This is a genomic window from Marivita geojedonensis (genome assembly GCF_002115805.1).
GTDB classification, from domain to species: Bacteria; Pseudomonadota; Alphaproteobacteria; order Rhodobacterales; family Rhodobacteraceae; genus Marivita; species Marivita geojedonensis.
In genome coordinates this window covers 55,829-77,421 of sequence record NZ_JFKC01000008.1, presented here as the reverse complement: position 1 = coordinate 77,421, position 21,593 = coordinate 55,829, and the positions used below count along the sequence as shown (strand labels likewise).

Sequence of the window (21,593 nt, the reverse complement as noted above, 5' to 3'; positions counted from 1 at the left end):
CGCAACACCCCTGCTCGTCCGTTATCCGCGTTCGGCATCCGCCACGTGGGTTTTAACCCTGAAGAAGCTGTCCGGCGTGACGGAAATTGAATCAATCCCGAACTCGACAAGAGTGCGGGCAAAGTCAGGGTAATTCGACGGAGCCTGTCCGCACAACCCAACCTTTGCGCCGGACGCGTGGGCCTTTTCGATAACGGTTCGGATCATCCATTGTACCGCTGGATGCCGTTCATCGAACAACGGGGCGAGTTTTTCGCTGTCGCGGTCGATGCCAAGCGTCAACTGGGTCAGGTCATTTGAACCGATGGAGAACCCGCTGAACCGTTTGGCGAATTCCTCAGCAAGGATCACGTTCGACGGAATTTCGCACATCACATAGATTTCGAGGCCGTTCTCTCCCATGGAAAGCCCTTCCTCGGCCATAACCTCAAGCACTCGGTCGGCCTCTTCAGGGGTCCGGCAGAACGGGACCATCACGAGCACATTGTTGAACCCGATGGTTTCGCGCAGTCGGTGGATCGCCTTGCATTCCAGTCTGAAACCGTCGCTGTAAGCTGGATCATAGTACCGCGAGGCACCGCGCCATCCGATCATCGGGTTCGACTCGTCCGGTTCGAACTGCTGTCCCCCGAGCAGATCGGCATATTCGTTTGTCTTGAAGTCGCTCAACCGCAGGATCATCGGATGCGGGTGCGCAACTGCAGCAATGCGGGACAGCCCAAGCGCCAGTCGATCCACGAAATATTCCGCCTTGTCGTCATAGCCTTTGGTCAGGGCCTCGATTTCCTGCTTTGCGGTTTCGTCTTTCAAGGCGTCGAAATGCAGAAGCGCCTCGGGGTGTATCTTTATGCTGTTCGAGATCACGAATTCCATGCGCGCAAGGCCAACCCCATCGGCCGGCAAGCGCCACCACCGTGCAGCAATGGCGGGGTTGGCAAGGTTGAGCATCACCTTGGTTCGGGTTTCCGGCAATTCGTCGAGGTTCAGATCCTCGATTGAGAAGTCCGCGTAGCCGTCATAGACCAAGCCCTCATCCCCTTCGGCACAGCAGACGGTGACTTCCTGCTGATCGTGCAGAACATGCGTGGCGTCTCCGCAACCTACGATGGCAGGGACGCCAAGTTCACGGCTCACGATCGCAGCGTGGCTGGTGCGTCCACCGTGGTCGGTCACGATGGCCGAGGCGCGTTTCATGACCGGAACCCAATCGGGATCGGTGGTCGATGTCACAAGGACCGACCCATCCACGAAATTGTCGATGTCCTTGACGCTTTCAATCAGGCACACACGCCCGGTCGCGACTTGCTCACCGACCGATAACCCGGTTGTCATTGTTGGTCCGTGCTGGCCGATGGAATAGCTTCTCAGAGATCCGGCCGCCGCACGGGACTGCACGGTTTCCGGCCGGGCCTGAACGATATAAAGCCGTCCGGTCACCCCATCCTTGGCCCATTCCATATCCATCGGCTGGCCATAATGGTCTTCGATGGTGGCAGCCTGCCGGGCCAGATCCAGCACCTCGTCGTCGGTCAGGACAAAGCGGCCGCGTTCGGCTTTGGACGTGGGTACGTTTCTCACCGGTTCAGGGGCATCGGCCCCGGCATAGATCATCTTGATCTCTTTGGCGCCAAGCTTCTTTTCGATGATCGGCCGTACGCCATCGCGGGACAGAAAGGGTTTGAAGACTTGGAATTCGTCGGGTGTGACAGCGCCTTGAACAACGTTTTCACCCAAACCCCAGGCAGCGTTGATCAGGATGATTTTGTCAAATCCCGACTCTGTATCGATCGAGAACATGACGCCGGAACCACCGATGTCGGATCGGACCATTTGCTGGACGCCGACAGAAAGGGCGACCTCGAGGTGATCGAACCCTTTGACCTTGCGATAGGTGATGGCACGGTCAGTAAAGAGCGAGGCATAGCACTTGCGACAGGCCGCAAGCAGATCGTCCTCGCCCGACACATTCAGGTAGGTTTCCTGCTGTCCCGCAAAGCTCGCATCCGGCAGGTCCTCGGCTGTAGCACTTGACCTGACCGCAACGGACACGTTCGGTTGTCCTGCGCGCTCGGACAGGGCGCGATAGGCCTCGCGAATTGCAGCCTCAGTTGATGCGGGCCAGTCGCCCGCGACGATTGCGGCTCGTATCGTCTCACCTGCCTTGTGGAGCGTGATCTTTCCGCTTTCTTCATCTGCGAGAACGTCCGCGATCATCGCTTTGAGATCGTTTTCCGCAATATATGTGCGGAAGGCATCCGAAGTTGTTGCAAATCCCGGGGGAACCTCAATTCCCTTCGCGCCAAGCTCCTGCACCATTTCCCCAAGTGACGAGTTCTTACCACCTACAAGCGGCACGTCCTTGCGGCGCAGTTCATCAAAAAAGATAACGTCATCCTGGGCTGCCATGGTGGTCTCCTCGGGTTTGTCTCCTCCGGGTCATGGTACCTGAGGCGCATGAAGCAACCTTGATCTCGGTCAACGCCCCTGGCTTGTCCGCGCGGCATCCTGCCCGTCAGACAAGAAAGGAGATTGTCATGGACATGGGACTCGCTGCGTTGGCGGAAGAGGTGGAAGCTGCACTGGTTCTGGAAGCGGATTTGGCGGACCGCGCACTTTCCGTGATCAACGGAATTTCTGCGGACCTTCTGCTCTCGCGCGAAGATCTGGATTCAACGGACAAGGTGCTTTCCGTGATTTATGCCGTGCGACCCGGATGGAGCGTGACGATAAAAGGCAATGCCACCCGTCCCAACGGACATTGGAGATGCACGCTGCGCAAGTCCTCGGATCGGGACAATGACGAATACCTTGGCATCGGTCGTGGGCCGACGCTTCCGCACTCTTTGTTGGCATCGCTGTTGAAAGCTCTCAGCTTTACGAAATAGACTCGGAGTGTTGAGGATCTTCAGCCGCACGTCGGCTGGCCTTGTTACGCGTCAAAGAGAGGTCCTATGCAGCCCGTTCTGACCATCACGACCAACCCGGCTGTCGACATGGCGACCTCGGTCGAAAAGGTGGTCGCGGGTCCGAAGCTGCGATGCGGGTCTCCGCGCTGGGATCCCGGCGGTGGAGGAATCAACGTTGCGCGCGCGATCCGCAAACTGGGTGGCGACGCGACCGCGCTCGTGGCTGTCGGCGGCACGATGGCGGAACGCTTGCTGTCGCTTCTGGAAGTCGAGGGCGTCCCCTTTATTCCCGTTCCGGTTGGTGCCGAGACACGTATCAGCTTTGCGGTGACCGACGAAACTACCGGAGAGCAGTATCGCTTTGGCGTTCCCGGAGAGCCTGTGACGGATCAGGAGTGCCAATCACTGAAAGAAAGCATCGCGATCGCAGCGAAGGGTTTGCCTATTGCAGTGTTCAGCGGCAGCGTCGCACCCGGCCTGCCAATTGGTTTCGTATCAGATCTGAACCGCGCATTGCATCCAACGGGCACCCGGCTGATTGTCGATACGTCTGCGGCGGCTTTGGACGATCTGCTTGCAAGACCCGTTGGCGTATTTGTCCTGCGCCTCGATCAGAAAGAGTCCGAGATCGCTGCAAACAGGTCCCTCGATACGCTCGAGGACGCCCGGAACTTTGCCGCAGAACTGGTTCGCAAGGGCGTGGCTGACGTGGTTGTGATGGGGCGCGGTGCCGAAGGGTCCGTTCTTGTATCCAAGGAACTTGAGGTTCACGCATGGGGGCCAACGGTCAAGGTTCGCAGCAAGATTGGTGCCGGTGACACATTTGTAGGTGCATTTGCGCTTAGCCTCGCTCGGGGTGAAGGGCTTGAGATTGCGCTGAAACGCGGTGTGGCAGGTGCGGCTGCGACCGTAGGCACAGAGGGCACGGCCCTTTGCCGACAGGAAGACGCCGACGCACTCTTTGAGCAGTGCAAGAGCGAGAAACTAAATGCGGGATAAAGACGGCGAATGCCATCGGTTCGCTGACGTCCACGCTTCAATCTCAGGATGACGGAGCGGGTTCGGGTTCCGTATGGATTTCGTTCAAAAGCCATTCGGCCCGCGCGACCTGCTCAATCGCAACGGACAACTTTCGGATCAAACGCTCTTTCTTGTCAGGATCGTCTTCCTCTGAGATGTCTGCTTCCAGTTCTGTCACCTTACTGCGCAGCTTTTTCAGAACCTTCTCGACATGGTTCGGCTTGATTTCCTGCGTTTGGCCCAAGTCCAATCGCTCTTTGTAATCCGCCAGTTTTTCGGCAAGTTTTTTCAGTCCCATCCGAACACTCCTGGCTTGACCTCTGGCACTGCACTCTTACTCGTTTTCGACGACACTTTTGTGACCCTCCGGACTTGGTGCGTTTGCGGGATGCGGGTCGATCAATTCATCTTCATCAAGTGACAAGAGTTTTTCGACTTCCGCAATCGCAGGGTCTCTTTCGATGTAATAGGTACGTGCGGCCTCGATGAGTTTACGCATCGCGCCATACGCATAATCCGAGTCGTTCAGAAAAGAGGTCGCGGCGTTTGGGGTCAGTTGGTTCTTTCGGATCAGTGCTTCCACCCGCCGCGCAGCATTGCGCGCATCCTCCTCGACCTGGGAGCGTTCATGGTCAAGCCACAGCGCGGTCCGCTCCTCGGGATCTTCCTGTTCGAGTTTTCTGATCTCGACCGCAATCCGCGCGATTTCGACGCGCAGGCTGTCGTAGAGCTCAGTGACGCTTCCCTGGGTCCGCAAGGTATACCGGAGGATGTTTTTCCGCAGATGCTTGGCGGATTTCACCGCCTGCACGATGTCGCCCGCAACATCCCGAAGAGCATAGATTCTATCTGCCACGTCTGCATCGATGGACCGCTCTCCGACGCGCGTCGAAAATTCGATGATCGCGGAATAGAGCGACTTGATCCGCCGTTCATAGTTTTCCTCGATGTCCAGGTCATACGGGGCGCGGCTTTGGCGGACGACCGTCTCTATGCTGTCGGACGCATAGACTTCGTGCTGGTGCAGGTTCAGACTGTGAAAGATCAGCTCCATGGCGTTGTCATAAAGGTGCATGACCTCTTTCCGCAGCGCAGATTCCAAGGTCTGCGGGAACGCATCCACGGCTTCGGTCAGGTAGCGCGGCTGACTGACATCCGGGACCGGTTCCGCGATGCGGGTTTCCAGGAAGCGGATCAGTCGGTGCAGCATTGGGAGCATCAGCGCCACTCCCAAGACATTGAACACGGTGTGGAACACGGCAAGCTTCAAGGCATAGTCCGTGTCCGCGATACCGACAGAGGCGCTGATAAGGTCGACGACCTCCCGCAACGGCGTGATGAACACCAACGCGACAGCAGCCGTGGCAACATTGAAGATCAAATGCGCCAGGGCCAGTCGTTTGCCCTGAAAATTGGCACTCAACGACCCTATGATCGCCGTGATCGTAGTGCCGATATTCGCACCGATGGCCAGCGCAAGCGCGTTTTCATAGCTGATCTGTGCCGCCGCAAGCGCTGTCAGGATCAGCACCATCGTCGCGTGGCTGGATTGCATGATGACGGTCGCCACCATTCCAATCAGGCAATATACGATCAGCCCCAAAAGACCGGGCAGCGCGTAGCGGAGCAGGTCGATCTCGTCCTTGAAGGCGTCGAAGCCAACCTTCATGTGGTGAATGCCGAGAAACAGGAACCCCAGTCCTCCAAGAGCATAACCGATCCCGCGCAGGCGCTTCGATTTCTGAAAGACAAGGAGAATGGCAACAGCGATCATCGGCATCGCATAGGCTGCGATCTCTACCTTGAGACCCAGACCAGCCACCAGCCATGCGCCCGTGGTTGTCCCGATATTTGCGCCGAAGATGATCCCGACCCCGCCAATAAGCGAAATCAGTCCGGCGCTGAGAAACGAGATGGTGATCACTGAGACAAGAGAGCTGGATTGCAGAACGGTGGTCGACAGGATGCCGAACATCAACGACCTGATTGTTGACCCTGTCGCTTTTTCGAGCATTCGTTCCAGTGCGCCGCCGCCGAGAAGTTTGAACCCGTCTTCCAGCATGAGCATCCCGAAGAGAAAAATGGCGACACCGGCAGCAATTTCCTGAATGTCGGAATTATACCAAAAGGTAAAAAACAGAACGCCAATGGCGACGGGCAGGTAAAACCTCGTCATTCAAGGCGCTCTGCTTGAACAAGGCTGGTCCGCCAGGTTGGCTTTCTTTGTATTACGAAAGTCATATGAGATGCGCGTTTTCGCATCGCTGGCCGTTCTCCCCGACGCCGCTGGCTTTCTGTTCTACCCAGCAAACAAATCGGGCTCATTGATTCAGGTCATGGTGAGACTGGTCAGAATGAAGAGGGTGGCAGGACTTCCTTTTTCAAAACGCGGGAATTGCCGTGCTCAAAACAGAGAATGTCGAAAACGCCGTTCGACTGAACCGTGAAGAACTGTTCCGCTTCGGAACCGCTCTGCTTTTCATCGTCGGCATCATGCTCGTCGCAATGGCGCGGAGCGATGGAGGCGTGGACGGTGTGCTGCTCATAGCGGCTGCGATGATTGGCGGGTACATGGCCATGAACATCGGGGCCAATGACGTTGCCAACAATGTCGGCCCCGCTGTCGGTTCGCACGCAATCAGCCTGACCGGCGCGATACTGATTGCCGCTTTTTTCGAAGCGGGTGGCGCGATGATCGCAGGTGGTGACGTGGTGGGCACTATCAAGAAAGGGATCATCGATCCCGACCTTGTGGCAAACAGGGATACCTTCATCTGGTTGATGATTGCCGCCCTGTTGGCGGCCGCCGTCTGGTTGAACTTTGCCACGGCCATCGGCGCGCCCGTCTCGACAACCCATTCCATTGTCGGTGGTGTCTTGGGTGCTGGTATTGCCGCCGCTGGTTGGAGCATTGCGAACTGGTACCAGGTCGGCATGATCGCTGCGAGCTGGGTCATCTCACCCGTTCTGGGCGGCGTTATCGCCGCGACGTTTCTTTACGTGATCAAGAGGACGATCACATACAAGTCCGACGTTTTGGCGGCGGCCAACCGGATGGTGCCGCTTCTGGTTGCGCTTATGGCTTGGGCGTTTGGCACGTATCTGATGCTCAAGGGGGTGTCCAAGCTGATCAAGGTTGGGTTCCCGGTCGCAGTGCTTCTTGGTTTCGGCCTTGCCGTCGCGGTCTTTGTTCTCATGCGCCCATATGTGGCGAAAACGACAAGCCGTCTGGCGAACACCAAATCGAGCGTGAATGACCTGTTCACGATTCCTCTGATCTTTGCTGCTGCCTTGCTCAGTTTTGCACATGGCGCGAATGACGTTGCAAACGCGGTTGGCCCTCTGGCAGGGATTAACGAAGCGATCACCGCCGGTGCTGTTGCAGCAAAGGCATCCATCCCGATCTGGGTCATGGCCGTCGGTGCAGCGGGAATTGCGCTTGGTCTTGCGCTTTACGGTCCGAAACTCATCCGCACCGTCGGAAGCGAAATCACCGAACTCGACAAGATGCGGGCGTATTGCATTGCCATGGCTGCAGCGATCACGGTTATCATTGCATCGCAACTCGGGCTGCCGGTCAGCTCCACCCACATCGCTGTCGGCGGTGTGTTTGGCGTTGGGTTCCTGCGGGAATACATCAAGTCAAGCTATGCTCGGATGCTCGACGACATCAGAGATCATCATGCAGATTCGGATCCCGAGGCGGTCGATGCCTTCCTCGCTGAGTTCGAGGCTGCGGATGTGACGACCAAGGGTGAAATGCTTCGGGCAATGAAAGCTCAGGCGTCTGCGGACCGGCTGTTGGGCAAGAACGAACGCAAGGGTCTGGGACGGGTACACCGGATCGAGCTCGTTAAGCGCAACCTGTTGTTCCGTATCGCGGCAGCATGGGTCATCACGGTACCGCTGGCGGCACTACTTGCAGCGATGTTCTTTTTCATGATCCGGGGGATGCTGCTGCCGTGATCCGGGCAACATGACTCAGATTGAGGCGCATCAAACACCGATATAGCGTTCGGAGATGTCCGCAGACATTTCCCCGAACGCGCCTGACCACACGGTCTGTCCCCGGGCGAGAATGACTGCCCGATCCGCGACTTGCGAAAGCTCTCTGACAGACTTGTCGATCAGGAGGATGGCGGTCCCTGTCTCTTGTTTCAGACGGGCAACTGCCGCCCAGATCTCCTGTCGGATGATTGGAGCGAGCCCCTCCGTTGCCTCATCGAGGATCAGCAGTCGCGGGTTGGTCATCAGGGCCCGACCGATCGCGAGCATCTGCTGTTCGCCGCCTGACAGGGATCCGGCCAGTTGGTTCTTTCGTTCTGCGAGACGCGGGAAAAGGTCACCGATGGAGGTCGAAGTCCAATCTCCGGTTCGGGCGGCGGCGATCAGGTTCTCCTCTACGGTGAGGTCGCGAAAACAGCGCCGTCCTTCCGGCGCAAGACCGATGCCAAGACGCGCGGCTTTGTGGCTTGGCAAGGGGTGCAGATCGACGCCTCCGAGGCGGAGTGTGCCACTGGACGCAATCATTCGGCAGATGGCCTTGACCGTGGTTGTCTTGCCCATGCCATTGCGTCCCATGAGCGCCACGACCTCGCCTTCGGCGATATCCAGAGTCACGCCAAACAACGCCTGTGCAACGCCGTAGCTGGCGGTCAGATCGCGGACTTCCAGCAAGTTCATGCGTCTTCCCCGAGGTAGGCACTTCGGACCTCCGGGCTGGAACGGATCTCATCAACCGTTCCGGTTGCAATGACCTTGCCGTAGACCAATACGCTGATCCTGTCGGCCAGCGCTAAGACCGCATCCATGTCATGTTCCACCAGAAGGATCGGCGCTTCCGTGCGCAATTGATCGAGAAACCCTGTCAGGAGTTTTGACCCTTCTGCCCCAAGTCCGGCCATTGGTTCATCCATGACAAAGGCTTTGGGCTCGAGCGTCAGCGCCACCGCGACCTCCAGCTGTCTGCGCTGCCCATGGGAGAGGGAGCCGCAGCGCGTATCGCGGAGGTCTGAAAGACCGACCCGTTCGAGCGCAGCTTCTGCTCTCTCTCTTAAGGTTCGATCCCCCAGCGCCGCTTGCCAGAACCGCCATGGCCTGCCGGACGCTCCTAGCGAACCGAGGATGGCGTTCTCGAGAACGGTGTCTTCCATTGCGAGCGCCGAAATCTGAAAAGTTCGCCCGAGACCAGCCTGCGCCCGCGCCTGTGTGCTGTCCGAGGTCACGTCGCGCCCGAGAAGATGGACGCTTCCGCTGTCTGGTCGCAATCCGCCGCAGATCTGGGCGATCAGAGTGGATTTGCCTGCTCCGTTGGGGCCGATGATCGCGTGGATTTCTCCTTCGTTCAGATCAATTGAGATGTCATCCGTCGCCGTGAGGGCGCCGAACGCTTTTCGGAGGTTGTGAGTGGCAAGGATGGGGTCAGACATGTGTCCCTTCCTTTCCGGTCAGAAGCCCCATGATGCCCCCGCGCGCAAACAGTACGATGGCCAAAAGGATCAGACCAAGAAAGACGTGCCAAAAATCGGTCAGGCCGCCGAGCCAGTGTTCAAGGGTAACGAAAAGGCACGCGCCGATAACGGGTCCGAACAGGCGCCCGACACCCCCGATAATTATCAGGACAATCAGTTCGCCGGACAGTTGCCAGCTGAACATGGTAGGCGAGACAAACCGGTTGAGATCGGCAAACAGCGCTCCTGCCAGACCTGTGATTGCGCCGGAAACCACAAAGGCCACGAGCTTGAGGCGCATTGGATTCAACCCGACGGTTTCAACACGTGCCGGCACCTGGCGTGCGGCGTTCAGCGCCAGACCAAAAGGGGAGGCCTGCAGTCGTGCGTTCAGGAAAAGCACAACACTGAGGATGATGAAGCTCAGGCCAAAGAACTGGATCGGGATGAGAGTGTTCAGCCCGGGAAAGCCGTTGCGCACATAGATCGACAGGCCGTCTTCGCCGCCATAGGTGCTCCAGGAAATGGCGAAGTAGAAGAACATCTGACCAAAGGCGAGGGTGATCATGATGAAATAAACGCCGGACGTGCGCAGGCTGAGCAGACCGATGATCCATGCAACAAAGGCAGATATTGCGGTCGCAGCAAGCCAGATCAGCGGCATGGACTTGGTACCCGCTATCGTCAAAGGGCCAAGGTTGAGCGGCGTGTATGTCTGGGCGTGAAACGCGAGGACGCCCATTGCATAGCCGCCCAGCCCAAAGAAAACGGCATGTCCAAGACTGACCAATCCGCCAATGCCAAGTGCGATGTTCAGTCCGACCGCAGCGATGGCGAGGATCACGGCGCGTGTCACCAGTGTGATGGTAAAGGGCTCGTCTGCGACAAGCGCACAGAGTGGAACTGCAATGAGACCCGCAAAGAGAATTGCATTGACCAGACGTTCCGGAATCATGCGCGTGCTCCGAAGAGGCCGGTTGGTCGCCAGATGAGCACGAGGCTCATCAGAATGTAGATCGCCATGGATGCCAGCGCCGAGCCGGTCTGGGTGGCGGCTCCGGGCTCCATGAACAGCTTGAAGAGTTCAGGCAGGAAGATCCCGCCCAGCGTATCGGTCAAACCAACCAGAAGGGCTCCGATGAACGCGCCCTTGATCGACCCGATCCCACCGATCACGATCACAACGAAGGCGAGGATCAAGACAGGCTCGCCCATGCCGACCTGGACCGACTGAATGGCTCCGACAAGCGCTCCGGCGAGGCCTGCCAGAGCGGCGCCGATGGCGAAGACCAGCGTGTAAAGACGCGTGATGTCGATCCCGAGAGCGGCGATCATCTCGCGGTCGTTTTCACCGGCGCGGATCTGGATGCCGACGCGGGTGCGCTCGATCAGGAACCATAGTCCCAACCCAACCAGAAGCCCGGCTGCGATCAACGTCAGACGGTAGAACGGGTACTGGATGCCGCCCGGAAGTGTAACCGGGCCAGAGAGGTAGTCGGGGATGTCGAGGAAAAGCGGAAATGACCCGAAAACCCAGCGTGTTCCTTCCGAGAAAATGAGGATCAGGGCAAACGTGGCGAGCACCTGATCCAAGTGGGCTTTGCCGTAGAGTCTCCGGATCACTGTGATTTCAATCAACGCTCCTGCGATCGCAGCGGCAGCAAGTGCAGCCCCCAGTGCAAGAATGAACGACCCGGTGGCACCGGCAACGGCGGCAGCCGCGAAGGCTCCGATCATGTAGAGCGATCCGTGGGCAAGGTTGATCAGCCCCATGACGCCGAAGATCAGCGTCAGGCCTGCCGCCATCAGAAACAGCATAACGCCGAATTGCAGCCCGTTCAGGACCTGCTCGATAATCAGTAGTGCTGACATGACCCGCCCGGATCTGGCGCGCCAAGACCATGTCCCGGCGCGCCGGTTGGCTTACATTTTGCAGTCGGCGGCGTAAGCGTCTGCGTGGTCTTCGAGTGCAACGCCAATGATCTTGTTGGTGTAAACGTCGCCTTCCTTGATAACTTCGCGTGCGTAGATTGTCTGAATCGGGTGATGGTTTGGACCGAACTTGAATGCACCTCGTGTGCTCGAGAAATCCGCAGCGCGGAGAGCATCGCGGAATGCATCTGCATCCGACACTTCTGCCTTGTCGAGAGCGGACAGGATCAGGTTGGCAGTGTCAAAGCCCTGGCTGGCATAGAGAGAGGGCAGCCGACCGTATTCAGTCTGGAATGTTTCAACAAACGCGTTGTTTGTCGGATTGTCGATGTCCTTGTTCCACTGACTTGTGTTTACCACGCCAAGCGCAGCATCGCCGACCGCCTGCAGAATACCCTGATCAAAGCTGAACGCCGGGCCGATCACCGGGAGTTCGACGCCGCTGTCTGCGTACTGCTTGAGGAAGGAAATCCCCATGCCTCCGGGCAGGAAGAAGAACACGCTGTCAGCGCCGGATGCCCGGATCTGCGCAATTTCAGCCGCGTAATCGGTTTGGCCCAGCTGAGTGTAGACTTCACCTGCAAGTTCACCGCCGAACATGCGCTTGTATCCGGTCAGAGCATCCTGACCAGCAGGATAGTTCGGTGCGAGGATAAAGCTGTTCTTGTAACCGGCCTCAGCTGCGTATGCGCCTGCCGCTTCGTGCAGGTTGTCGTTCTGCCACGCGACATTGAAATAATTCTGATGGCAGCCCTGACCAGCCAGTGCCGAGGGGCCAGCGTTCGGGGACAGGTAGAATTTTCCCTGTGCCGTGACACTTGGGATGACGGCCATCGCGAGGTTCGACCAGATGATGCCTGTCAGGATATCAACCCGCTCTGACTGAACCATCTTGTCCGCCAGCTGAACCGCGATATCCGGTTTGCGCTGGTCGTCTTCAATGACAACTTCAATATCATCCCGGCCCGATTGCTTGATGGCAAGCATGAAGCCATCGCGCACGTCGATGCCAAGTCCGGCGCCTCCACCGGACAGTGTCGTGATCATTCCGATCTTCGTTTCCGCCAAGGCGGTTGTCGCGCCGAGCGCCAGTGCCGCTGTGGCCATCAGAAGCTTTTTCATCAAGTTGTCTCCCCGTTCGACTGTCGTCGGATTTGTTGGACCTCACCAAGGCCGGAATATCGGCCATGCTGGCGGGTCGGTCTGTTTACCCGTGAATTTGTTGAACAATGCACCACGAAACACAAGAGAGGGAGACAGATTCTTGCAGACGGCCGATCCTGTGAGACAATCGATATTGACGCGGATCAAGACGGCGTATTCCATATCAGGCTAGATCGGAGGGACTTGCGAGGGAGGGCTTTGCATGAAACGCGCTGTTGTCGTGGCTCTGATGGTGGCTCAGGCCTGCACACCTCAGTCTTCGGATTCAGGACGCACGGTCTACAATGACAAATGTGCTGTGTGCCACGGGTTTAACGGACGCGGCGACGGTGACCTTGCGGACGGGTTGGATCCGCGTCCTGCCGATCTCACGCAGATCGCGGCGCGACGCGATGGGGTTTGGCCGATGCTTGAGGTCATGGCGATCATTGATGGCTATACGAAACGATACCTGCCCGGCAGCGATATGCCGATCTATGACGAATTCCTCGAAGGCGATCTTGTGACATTCGATACCGGGAACGGAATTCGGCAAAAGGCGCCGGCCAACCTTCTTTCCATCGCGCGGTACCTGGAAACGCTGCAGGACCCAAAGCCGGAGCGCAGCGTTCCCTGAGGCCTGTTCGCAAAGGCAGTCCTGCGCCTTTAAACTTGCCTGGCAGCCCTAAAGTGCGGTTACGCCGCTCCAGATCAAACGCAGCGAGATGAGCAAGAGGATTGCATCAAGTGCGAGACCGAACCGCGCGTCGGTGATCCGATTGAGAACAAGCTTTCCCGAAAAGGTTCCGATCAGGCCAACCACAATCAAAGCTGTAATCACCGGCAACCATGCTCCGAAAGTGAACCCCAGGAAACCGAACACCATGACTTTCAGTCCGTGTTGGACGGTCATCAGGGCCGCGTGGGTCGCAACATGATCATGCCGCGGAAGTTGGTGAGACTTTGTGAAGCTCGCGACGAACAGCCCTGTTGCGCCGAAGAACATGGTCAGAAAGCTTGAGATGAACCCGGTCACTGCAGGCCACTGACTGAACCATCTCGGAGCTCGGGCGAGGATCGTGTAGATGACAAATAACCCGATCCCGATTTGGACCCATTGCGGTGGCAGTTCGACGACAACCACACCACCCAAAGCAGCGCCAAGAATAGATCCGACCGTGAACCAGGGGAGGGCCGGCCAGAATACGGAGCGAAGCAGCATGCCCAGGCGACCGATATTCGATCCGAGTTGAACAACGCCGTGAACCGGGATCAGCGCGGCGGGCGGCATCACGCTTGCCATGATTGCCAAAAGAAGCGCTCCTCCTCCGATCCCGAAGGCGGCGGTGATGAAGGAGCCGATGAAGCTTCCGAATAAAATGGTCCAGAACGCTACGAGCGACAGACCATCCGGAAGAAGCTCTTGCATACTTTAATCCTTGGCCAATCCGGGAATGTCCCCGCGTAAGCGTCAAGGCCTTCTTTGGAAACCTTCACGTTTGTGGAATTGCGCCCCTGCATTCTATCCGATGTTCGGGGACTTCACAGCCTTCACAAAATGTATACCACAGTATGCGGCCATGAATTCCATTGTCCAGACGTATGACTGCGCGGAGAAGCTCTGTCAGGTGGTTCATGGGACCGAGTTCCGCGCCTTGAGTTCTTGTTCGGTCGATACGGTATAGACAACGCCAAATCTGATTGGCATGTCGGACGACGCCACTCTGAAACGCAGTGAATAAGGAAATTACTGACATGACCGATGCACCCCGCTTGTTCACACCTTTGCAGCTGCGCGGGATCGAGACCCGCAATCGCGTCGTGATTTCGCCTATGTGCCAATACTCTGCTCATGAAGGGCATATGGATGATTGGCATCTCGTTCATCTCGGGCGTTTTGCCATCGGTGGTGCAGGAATTGTCTTTGCCGAGGCAACGGCAGTTCAGAAATGCGGGCGTATTACACATGGGTGCCCGGGCCTTTGGTCGGATAGCCAGATTCCGGGCCACGCAAGGGTGGCTCAGTTCGTATCCCGCAATGGCGCCATTCCTGCCGTGCAATTGGGGCATGCGGGTCGAAAGGCCGGGATGCAGCGACCTTGGTACGGCAACGGGCCACTGAACGAAGATGACTTTGCGCGCGGGGATATGCCGTGGACGCCGGTCGGAGCATCGGCGGTTCCCGTGTCAGACGGTTGGCCAGTGCCACATGAGCTGACCGTTCCGGAAATCCAGCAGCTGATCGAAGACTATGTCTCGGCGGCTCGCCGCGCGCTGGAAGCCGGATACAAGATCGCCGAAGTTCATGGCGCGCACGGATATCTGGTTCACAGTTTCCTGTCTCCGATTTCGAACAGGCGTACGGACGAATATGGTGGTGACCTCCAGGGACGGATGCGCCTGGCGCTCGAGATCACCGAAGCGGTACGTTCTGTCTGGCCTGACGACCTGCCGGTCTTTTTCCGAACCTCCGCCGTCGATGGCATGGAGGGGGGCTGGACCTTGGACGACACTGTGGTCTTGGCACGATCTCTGAAGGTATTGGGGGTCGACGTCGTTGATTGCTCGTCCAGTGGTATTGCAGGCGCGGCAACGGCGGGAAAGGGACAGAAACGGCAACCCGGCTTTCAGGTTCCTTACGCCGCACGGGTGCGCAGCGAAGCCGACATTAAGACTATGGCAGTTGGATTGATCACGCATCCGGTTCAGGCAGAGTCGATCTTGGAAGCGGGAAGCGCGGATCTGATTGCGATTGCGCGTGAGGCGCTTTTCAATCCGATGTGGGCGCTTCATGCGGCACGTGATCTTGGGGCTGATACTGATTTCCGTACCTGGCCGGAGCAGTCGGGATGGTGGTTGGCCGGTCGGGAAAAGACCTCGGATTTCTATCAACCGTGATCGCGCGGCAGGTATCCAACCCCGCCGCGCGAACCGGTGCCGTCAGGTTCGGAAGACCCGGTAGATGGCCGGGATTACCAGAACCGTCAGAAGTGTAGAGCTCAGCAAACCGAACAGAAGTGACAGGGCGAGACCCTGAAAGATCGGATCGGTCAGGATCACAGCCGCCCCGATCATCGCCGCAACGGCGGTCAGCAGAATGGGTTTGAACCGAATGGCTCCAGCCTCGATAAGGGTTTCGGTCTTGTCCTTGTCCGGATCAGCATGGCGGATGAAATCGACCAAGAGGATCGAGTTCCGCACGATGATCCCGGCAAGGGCAATGAACCCGATCATCGACGGTGCCGAGAACGGCGCATTGAAAAGCCAGTGACCTGCAATGATCCCTAGGAACGTGAGTGGGATCGGTGTCAGGATCACAAGCGGCAGTTTGAATGAGCCGAACTGGCCGACCACCAGAATGTAGATCGCCAGAAGGGCAATCGCGAAGGCCGCCCCCATATCCCTGAACGTGATCCAGGTGACTTCCCATTCCCCATCCCAGAGCAGAGTGACAGCACTTTCGTCTTCGGGCTGTCCGTTCAAGCGGATTTCGGGCTTGGTGCCGTCCTCCCATTCCATCGCATCCAGTGCGTCTGCAACGGCCAGCATGCCGTAGAGAGGTGCTTCGAAGTCGCCCGCCAGTTCGGCCATGACCATTTCAGCTTCGCGCCCATTGTGGCGGAAGATCGGAAATGACGCGTATTCTTCGCGGACTTGAATGACGTCGCCCAGCTCCACCACACCGCGCGCTCCAGGTAGCACGTTTGCGGGTATTGGTGTTGAGAGAAACCGCTCGTCCACCACCCTGTCCGACCTATCACGTTCCACCGTGATCGGGATCGGGTAGCGTCCCTCGCCTCTGTGAGAATATCCGACAGTTGTTCCGGCGTTGAGTATTCCCAGCGTCGTGAAGACGTCTTGTTCCTGCACACCGAAGAATTCCAACTGGTCTGTGGAGATCGTCGCCCTGAGACGGCGCGGCTGGACGCCGAAGCTGTCATCGACATCGACGATGAAGGGTACGCTTTCGAAAGCCTCGCGGATCTTTGCTGCGGCCTCGCGCCGGGTTTCACCATCGGGCCCGTACACCTCGGCCAAGAGCGTGGCGATGACCGGTGGTCCGGGCGGTGGTTCGACCGTCTTGAGGCTGGTGCCTGCCGGCACATCGATGTTCGCAATCATTTCGCGCAGCTCAAGAGCGATCTCGTGACTCGTGCGATCCCGATGGGCTTTGTGGTCAAGATTGATCTGAACATCGCCCATTTCCGGTCGGGCACGCAGATAGTAGTGACGCACCAATCCGTTGAAGTTGAACGGCGCTGCGTCTCCCGCATGGGTCTGAACGGACAGAACCTCTGGCATCTCAAGCGCTATTCGGGCGATCTCTTGGGCTACGGCGTCTGTTGCTTCAACCGATGACCCTTCCGGCAGATCGATGACAACGGACAGTTCCGACTTGTTGTCGAATGGCAGAAGCTTGACCGTCACATCCTTTGTATAAAGCGCGCCAAGTGACCCGAAGGACAGTGCGGCCGCCGCCAAGAGGAACAACAGACTGCCGCTCTTCGTGCGCAGCAGTGGGCGTGCAACTGCAGTATAAATGCGCCCCAGAGCGCCGCCGTGATGCGCTTCTCCAGCATGATCGTGCGCGTGCGCGGGAGCACGACCCGCGACTTTCATCATCAGCCATGGTGTGATGATCACCGCAACGAAGAAGGAAAAGATCATGGCTGCCGAAGCGTTGGCGGGGATCGGACTCATGTACGGGCCCATCAGGCCGGAGACGAAGAGCATCGGCAGCAAAGCCGCGACCACGGTGAGCGTCGCAACGATGGTCGGATTTCCGACCTCGGCCACGGCGCGGATGGCTTTCTGCGTGCGGCTGGCCCCATCCGGCATCGCCCAATGGCGAGCTATGTTTTCGATCACAACGATTGCGTCATCGACAAGGATGCCGATCGAAAAGATCAGCGCAAACAGTGACACACGGTTCAGGGTGTACCCCATGATCCAAGCGGCAAAGAGCGTGAGCAGGATCGTCACCGGGATGACCACAGCAACCACTATGGCCTCGCGCCAGCCAATCGAGAACAGCACCAGCGCAACGATTGACACCGTGGCAAGGCCGAGGTGGAACAGAAGCTCGTTGGCTTTTTCGTCGGCCGTCTCACCATAGTCGCGGGTGACATCCACATGGATCGTCTCTGGGATGAGGTCACCTTCCAGGAGATGCGTGCGGTGCAGGATTTCCTCGGCCACAACCACGGCGTTTGCACCGGCGCGTTTGGCGATGGCCAATGTGACCGCTGGCGTGCGAACGATCTCTCCGTTCTCGCCACGGGTGACATTTGCCACGATCCGGTCCGATGTGTTCGGGACAAAACTCACATCGGCCACGTCGCGGACATAGACCGGACGGTTGTCGCGGGTGGTCAGAAGAAGGTTTGCCACATCTGCTGGAGCTTTCAGCGTTTCCCCCGCGACGAGTGCGATCTGTTCGCCACCGTCGCGCACCAGGCCCGTCGAGAAGGATCGGTTTGCGCCTTCGACCTTTCCCGCAAGCTGTTGGAGCGTGACGCCGTACAGCGCGAGGCGCTCGGGGGCCGGCGCGATACGGATTGCTTCAGGGGCGTCACCGACGAGGTAGGTCAACCCAACATTGCTGATCTTTGCGAGTTCGACCTGGAGTTCGCGGGCAACGCGGGTCAGATCGTTTGCGGTCAGATTGCTGTCCGGCGATTTTGGCGAGAGCGTAAGCGCAACGATCGCAACATCATCAATGCCACGCCCGACGATGAGAGGCTGATCGATGCCGACCGGAATGCGATCAAGGTTGGCGCGCACCTTTTCATGCACTCTCAGAATTGCGGAATCCGCAGATGTCCCGACGATGAAACGTGCAGTGACCATCGCCTGATCATCAGAGGTTTGCGAATAAACGTGTTCGACACCGTTGATGCCCTGAACGATGGTCTCCATCGGTTCGGTCACCAGTTTGACGGCGTCCTCGGACTTGAGGCCCGGTGCTTGAATGTGGATGTCTACGAGTGGGACCGAGATTTGCGGTTCCTCTTCGCGGGGCAGGCTGACAAGCGCCACAAGACCAACGGCCAATGCGGCAAGGATCATCAGTGGCGTCAGTGCAGAATGAATGAACGCCTTGGTCAGGCCACCGGCAATTCCCAGCGGTGTGTTGGACGGATTGTCACTCATGGCCCGCCACCAGTTTTTCACTGCCCTGAAGGCCGGACAGAATTTCAATCAGGCGTTCGCCATCGACACTGTGCTCGGAGCCGACGACAACCGTGCGTGGCGTGCGCGTTCCGTCTGATCCTTCAACGGTTACGAAATCCAGCCCCATTCGGGATGTAACGGCACGTGCGGGAACGACGATTGCGGTGGACGTCGCCACCGGGAGCCGCACAAGAACGCGGGCATCCACGAAATCGGTCTGAAGACCTGGAACCTCGACATCGGCCACGACGCGCCCATTCTGGATCTGGGGGTAAATCTTCGCCAGACGTCCAGCCTGTTCGCCTTCGGGCCCTTCGATGCGGATTGTGTCTCCTTCATTGAGATACATCGCGTGCCGCTCTGGTACAGCAAGACGAAGAAAGAATCCGCCACCGCCGATTTCAGCGATGACCTCACCCGGCATTACGACCGATCCGGCGGTTACCGGCACAGTGAGTACCGTTCCTTCGATCGGTGCCAGAACGGCGCCTTCTGCTTCACGCTGTTCCAGAACGTTACGTTCTGCTTCCGTCGCTCCGATCCGCCCCCGGATCACATCGACCTCGGTGCGCAATGAGTCCAGTCTTTGGGCTGTAGTGACCCCGCGTTCCAGAAGATTCTCACCGCGCGCAAGTTCGGCTTCGGCGTTTTCCAACTGTGACTTCAGAGATTGCAGAGTCGCATCCACGGCATTCAGCTGCAAAGCCAGTTTCTCGTCGGTAACCCGTCCGATCTCCTGACCCGCAACGACTTTGGAGCCTTCGACCACGGTGACATCGACCAGAGTCCCTCCGAGGCGGGATCGGGCCGGGATCTGATCACGGGCTTCGATCCGACCAAAGACTGCTTTCCAGTCTGTCAGATCTACCGTTCGAGCGGTCAGGTTTTCCTGCGCCCAGGCCAGCGTTGGCAGCAAAGCGAGCAGTGTTCCGATAAGCAGGCGCTTGGGCATGGTCAGTTCTCCATCAAGAGCGGTCCACAACATATGCACATTAATGAATGTGTTTCAAGATGGCGCGAAACAGTTTGAAAGGCCGGCGCAGGGCCAACGACCTTCGCTGACGTCGAAACGCAACCAACGGTAAACACACCCCTCACGACGCGAGACTGCATCGAAAACGCGTTGTGCTGCATTGATGCACGTCAATGCTCTGTAGGAGAGAGAACTCTCGGTGGAAGTCCTGATTATTCAGCCGCTGACTTGAGTGACGCGATGAGGTGATGAAACTTTTCGCCCTGAACCGCGACGTGGTTGCGAACGGCTTCAGCCGCGGCTGTTCCATCTCCGTCTTCCAAAGCGGCCAGAATGGCTTCGTGCTCGCTCATAGACTGGCGCAGGCGTCCGCGCAGGCGTAACTGCATACGTCGGAACGGGTGCAGACGCTTGTGCAGGCGTAGGCATTCCTGTTCGAGAAACGCATTGCCCGACTCGTGATAGAGTATCGCGTGAAACCGCCTGTTTTCACGGTAGTAGACATCGGTCTCCCGCGCTTCGACGGCTGCTTTGCAGCGATCGTTGGTCGCGTGCATTTCCTCGAGCGCAGCATCCGATATCCGTGTTGCGGCCAGACGCGCGCAGACGGCTTCCAGTTCAGCCATGACTTCGAACATCTGCAGGAGTTCGACGGGGCCAGGCTGTCTCACAAAGACGCCCCGGCGAGGAATCTGTTCGACCAACCCGGAAAGGGTCAATCGTTGAAAAGCTTCTCGGAGCGGCGTTCGGGATACGTCGAATCTCTGTGCAAGCTGCTGCTCATCCAGCCGTTCCCCATCGGCAAATGTGCCGTCGAGAATGAGCGACTCAAGCGCGTCAGCGATTAGATCCGACCGTTTTCTTTCCATCTTTTTTGTATACATGGGTATTCCTTAAAGAACAATGAAAGAGTTCTTGTATACAAAAGGTTGACCCGTGCGTTTTATCCTGCGACACTCCTTGCCATTGCATGGCGAGAAAACCGCCATGAAAGGGAGGAAAACAGAATGAAGTTTACATCAATCGCCGCTGCTGCGGCGCTGTCCGTTTTTGCATTCGGAGCTCAGGCACAGCAGGAACTGCGTGTCTCGCACCAATGGTCCGAGGGGGACGTCCGGCACAAGGTCGCCCAGATCGTCGCCGACGAAGTGGCCGCTGCCGATGTGGGCCTCGATATCAAGATTTTCCCGAGCCAGTCTCTCTTCAAGGCGCGTGAACAGTATAAGCCGCTGTCGCGCGGTCAGGTCGACATGATCGTGTTTCCGCTGTCCTATGCTGGTGGTTTGCGGAACGCCTACAACCTGACGCTGATGCCGGGACTCGTAAAAAACCATGATCACGCCGCGCGACTGAACGAAAGCGCGTTCATGGAAGAGATCGAAAAGATCATGGCCGAAGACGATGTAATGGTCTTGGTGCATGGGTACCTGGCCGGCGGTTTCGCGGGCAAAGAGAAGTGCATCACCGCACCGGAGGATGTTCAGGGCCTTCAGACCCGCGCGGCGGGCAAAGCGTTCGAGCAGATGCTTGCGGGTGCTGGCGCGTCGATCGCCTCGATGTCGTCCGCCGAGATCTACAACGCGATGCAGACTGGCGTTCTGGACGCAGCGAACACATCTTCGTCGTCCTTTGTCAGCTATCGGATTTACGAACAGGTGGCGTGCTTTACACCCGCCGGCGACTACGCCCTTTGGTTCATGTATCAGCCGATGCTGATGAATAAATCTACGTTCGATGGCCTTTCCGAAGAGCAGCAGAATGCACTGATGGCGGCGGCAGCCAAGGCAGAAGCCTTCTATCTTGAAGAAGCCAAGAAAGAAGACGGCGCAGCCCGCGAGACCTTTGCCAAAAATGGGGTCGAAATCGCTGAGATGACGGCCGAGGAGTTCGACGCGTGGCGCGCGATTGCGCAAGAGACAGCTTACAAGGCGTTCCTTGAAGGCTCGCCTGAAGGTCAGAAGCTTCTCGATCTGGCTCTTGCAGTAGAGTGACGAA

The 21,593-nt window shown here is 57.9% G+C and carries 18 protein-coding genes; 6 read left to right on the top strand and 12 right to left on the bottom strand.

Features of this window, described 5'->3' with window-relative positions; genetic code table 11:
* Nucleotides 1-21 precede the first annotated feature (21 nt).
* A complete protein-coding gene (gene ppsA, locus MGEO_RS10680) occupies nt 22-2,406 on the bottom strand; it encodes a phosphoenolpyruvate synthase (protein ID WP_085637027.1) in 2,385 nt (794 codons plus the stop codon).
* A gap of 128 nt (nt 2,407-2,534) precedes the next feature.
* Here ppsA and MGEO_RS10675 point away from each other — a divergent pair, with 128 nt between their 5' ends.
* Entirely contained in the window at nt 2,535-2,885 is a 351-nt protein-coding gene (locus tag MGEO_RS10675) for a hypothetical protein (protein WP_085637024.1), read from the top strand.
* 66 nt (nt 2,886-2,951) lie between these two features.
* The gene (locus MGEO_RS10670; RefSeq protein ID WP_085637020.1) at nt 2,952-3,905 is read left to right on the top strand and encodes a 1-phosphofructokinase family hexose kinase; all 954 of its coding nucleotides are present in this window, start codon (nt 2,952-2,954) and stop codon (nt 3,903-3,905) included.
* 43 nt (nt 3,906-3,948) lie between these two features.
* On the opposite strand, the gene MGEO_RS10665 is transcribed toward MGEO_RS10670, so the two are convergent.
* Both MGEO_RS10665 and MGEO_RS10660 read right to left on the bottom strand, forming a co-directional pair.
* The gene (locus MGEO_RS10665) at nt 3,949-4,224 is read right to left on the bottom strand and encodes a hypothetical protein (RefSeq protein WP_085637017.1); all 276 of its coding nucleotides are present in this window, start codon (nt 4,222-4,224) and stop codon (nt 3,949-3,951) included.
* A 36-nt stretch (nt 4,225-4,260) separates the two neighbouring features.
* A complete protein-coding gene (locus MGEO_RS10660) occupies nt 4,261-6,102 on the bottom strand; it encodes a Na/Pi cotransporter family protein (protein WP_085637014.1) in 1,842 nt (613 codons plus the stop codon).
* 224 nt (nt 6,103-6,326) lie between these two features.
* Between MGEO_RS10660 and MGEO_RS10655 the strand changes: the two genes are divergently transcribed.
* A complete protein-coding gene (locus MGEO_RS10655) occupies nt 6,327-7,892 on the top strand; it encodes an inorganic phosphate transporter (protein ID WP_233139823.1) in 1,566 nt (521 codons plus the stop codon).
* A gap of 30 nt (nt 7,893-7,922) precedes the next feature.
* Here the strand turns inward: MGEO_RS10655 and MGEO_RS10650 are convergent, their stop codons facing one another.
* Genes MGEO_RS10650 through MGEO_RS10630 form a run of 5 tightly spaced genes read right to left on the bottom strand, consistent with a single transcriptional unit; the run spans nt 7,923 to nt 12,430 of the window.
* On the bottom strand, nt 7,923-8,609 hold the full coding sequence (locus MGEO_RS10650) for an ABC transporter ATP-binding protein (protein ID WP_085637011.1): 687 nt from the start codon (nt 8,607-8,609) through the stop codon (nt 7,923-7,925).
* Nucleotides 8,606-9,355, bottom strand: coding sequence for an ABC transporter ATP-binding protein (locus MGEO_RS10645; RefSeq protein ID WP_085637008.1), 750 nt, complete (start codon nt 9,353-9,355; stop codon nt 8,606-8,608). The genes MGEO_RS10650 and MGEO_RS10645 overlap by 4 nt, the downstream gene beginning before the upstream one ends.
* Entirely contained in the window at nt 9,348-10,331 is a 984-nt protein-coding gene (locus tag MGEO_RS10640) for a branched-chain amino acid ABC transporter permease (protein WP_085637005.1), read from the bottom strand. Before MGEO_RS10640 ends, MGEO_RS10645 begins: the two co-directional genes overlap by 8 nt.
* The gene (locus tag MGEO_RS10635; RefSeq protein WP_085637002.1) at nt 10,328-11,248 is read right to left on the bottom strand and encodes a branched-chain amino acid ABC transporter permease; all 921 of its coding nucleotides are present in this window, start codon (nt 11,246-11,248) and stop codon (nt 10,328-10,330) included. The genes MGEO_RS10640 and MGEO_RS10635 overlap by 4 nt, the downstream gene beginning before the upstream one ends.
* Before the next feature lie 51 nt (nt 11,249-11,299).
* Entirely contained in the window at nt 11,300-12,430 is a 1,131-nt protein-coding gene (locus tag MGEO_RS10630; protein WP_085637000.1) for an ABC transporter substrate-binding protein, read from the bottom strand.
* A gap of 244 nt (nt 12,431-12,674) precedes the next feature.
* Here MGEO_RS10630 and MGEO_RS10625 point away from each other — a divergent pair, with 244 nt between their 5' ends.
* Entirely contained in the window at nt 12,675-13,088 is a 414-nt protein-coding gene (locus MGEO_RS10625; protein WP_085636997.1) for a c-type cytochrome, read from the top strand.
* Between the two features lie 48 nt (nt 13,089-13,136).
* On the opposite strand, the gene MGEO_RS10620 is transcribed toward MGEO_RS10625, so the two are convergent.
* Complete coding sequence (locus MGEO_RS10620; protein ID WP_085636994.1) at nt 13,137-13,880, bottom strand: sulfite exporter TauE/SafE family protein; 744 nt, start codon at nt 13,878-13,880, stop codon at nt 13,137-13,139.
* Between the two features lie 326 nt (nt 13,881-14,206).
* Between MGEO_RS10620 and MGEO_RS10615 the strand changes: the two genes are divergently transcribed.
* Entirely contained in the window at nt 14,207-15,349 is a 1,143-nt protein-coding gene (locus MGEO_RS10615; protein WP_085636991.1) for an NADH:flavin oxidoreductase/NADH oxidase, read from the top strand.
* A gap of 42 nt (nt 15,350-15,391) precedes the next feature.
* Here MGEO_RS10615 and MGEO_RS10610 read toward each other — a convergent pair whose 3' ends face one another.
* The 3 genes from MGEO_RS10610 to MGEO_RS10600 all read right to left on the bottom strand — a co-directional run bounded on the left by MGEO_RS10610 (nt 15,392) and on the right by MGEO_RS10600 (nt 20,467).
* Complete coding sequence (locus MGEO_RS10610) at nt 15,392-18,604, bottom strand: efflux RND transporter permease subunit (RefSeq protein WP_085636987.1); 3,213 nt, start codon at nt 18,602-18,604, stop codon at nt 15,392-15,394.
* Entirely contained in the window at nt 18,597-19,610 is a 1,014-nt protein-coding gene (locus MGEO_RS10605) for an efflux RND transporter periplasmic adaptor subunit (protein ID WP_233139821.1), read from the bottom strand. Before MGEO_RS10605 ends, MGEO_RS10610 begins: the two co-directional genes overlap by 8 nt.
* A 200-nt stretch (nt 19,611-19,810) precedes the next feature.
* Nucleotides 19,811-20,467, bottom strand: a complete 657-nt coding sequence (locus MGEO_RS10600; protein ID WP_085637137.1) for a GntR family transcriptional regulator — start codon at nt 20,465-20,467, stop codon at nt 19,811-19,813.
* A 138-nt stretch (nt 20,468-20,605) separates the two neighbouring features.
* On the opposite strand from MGEO_RS10600, the gene dctP reads away from it, so the two are divergent.
* On the top strand, nt 20,606-21,589 hold the full coding sequence (gene dctP, locus MGEO_RS10595; protein WP_085636984.1) for a TRAP transporter substrate-binding protein DctP: 984 nt from the start codon (nt 20,606-20,608) through the stop codon (nt 21,587-21,589).
* Nucleotides 21,590-21,593: the final 4 nt, after the last annotated feature.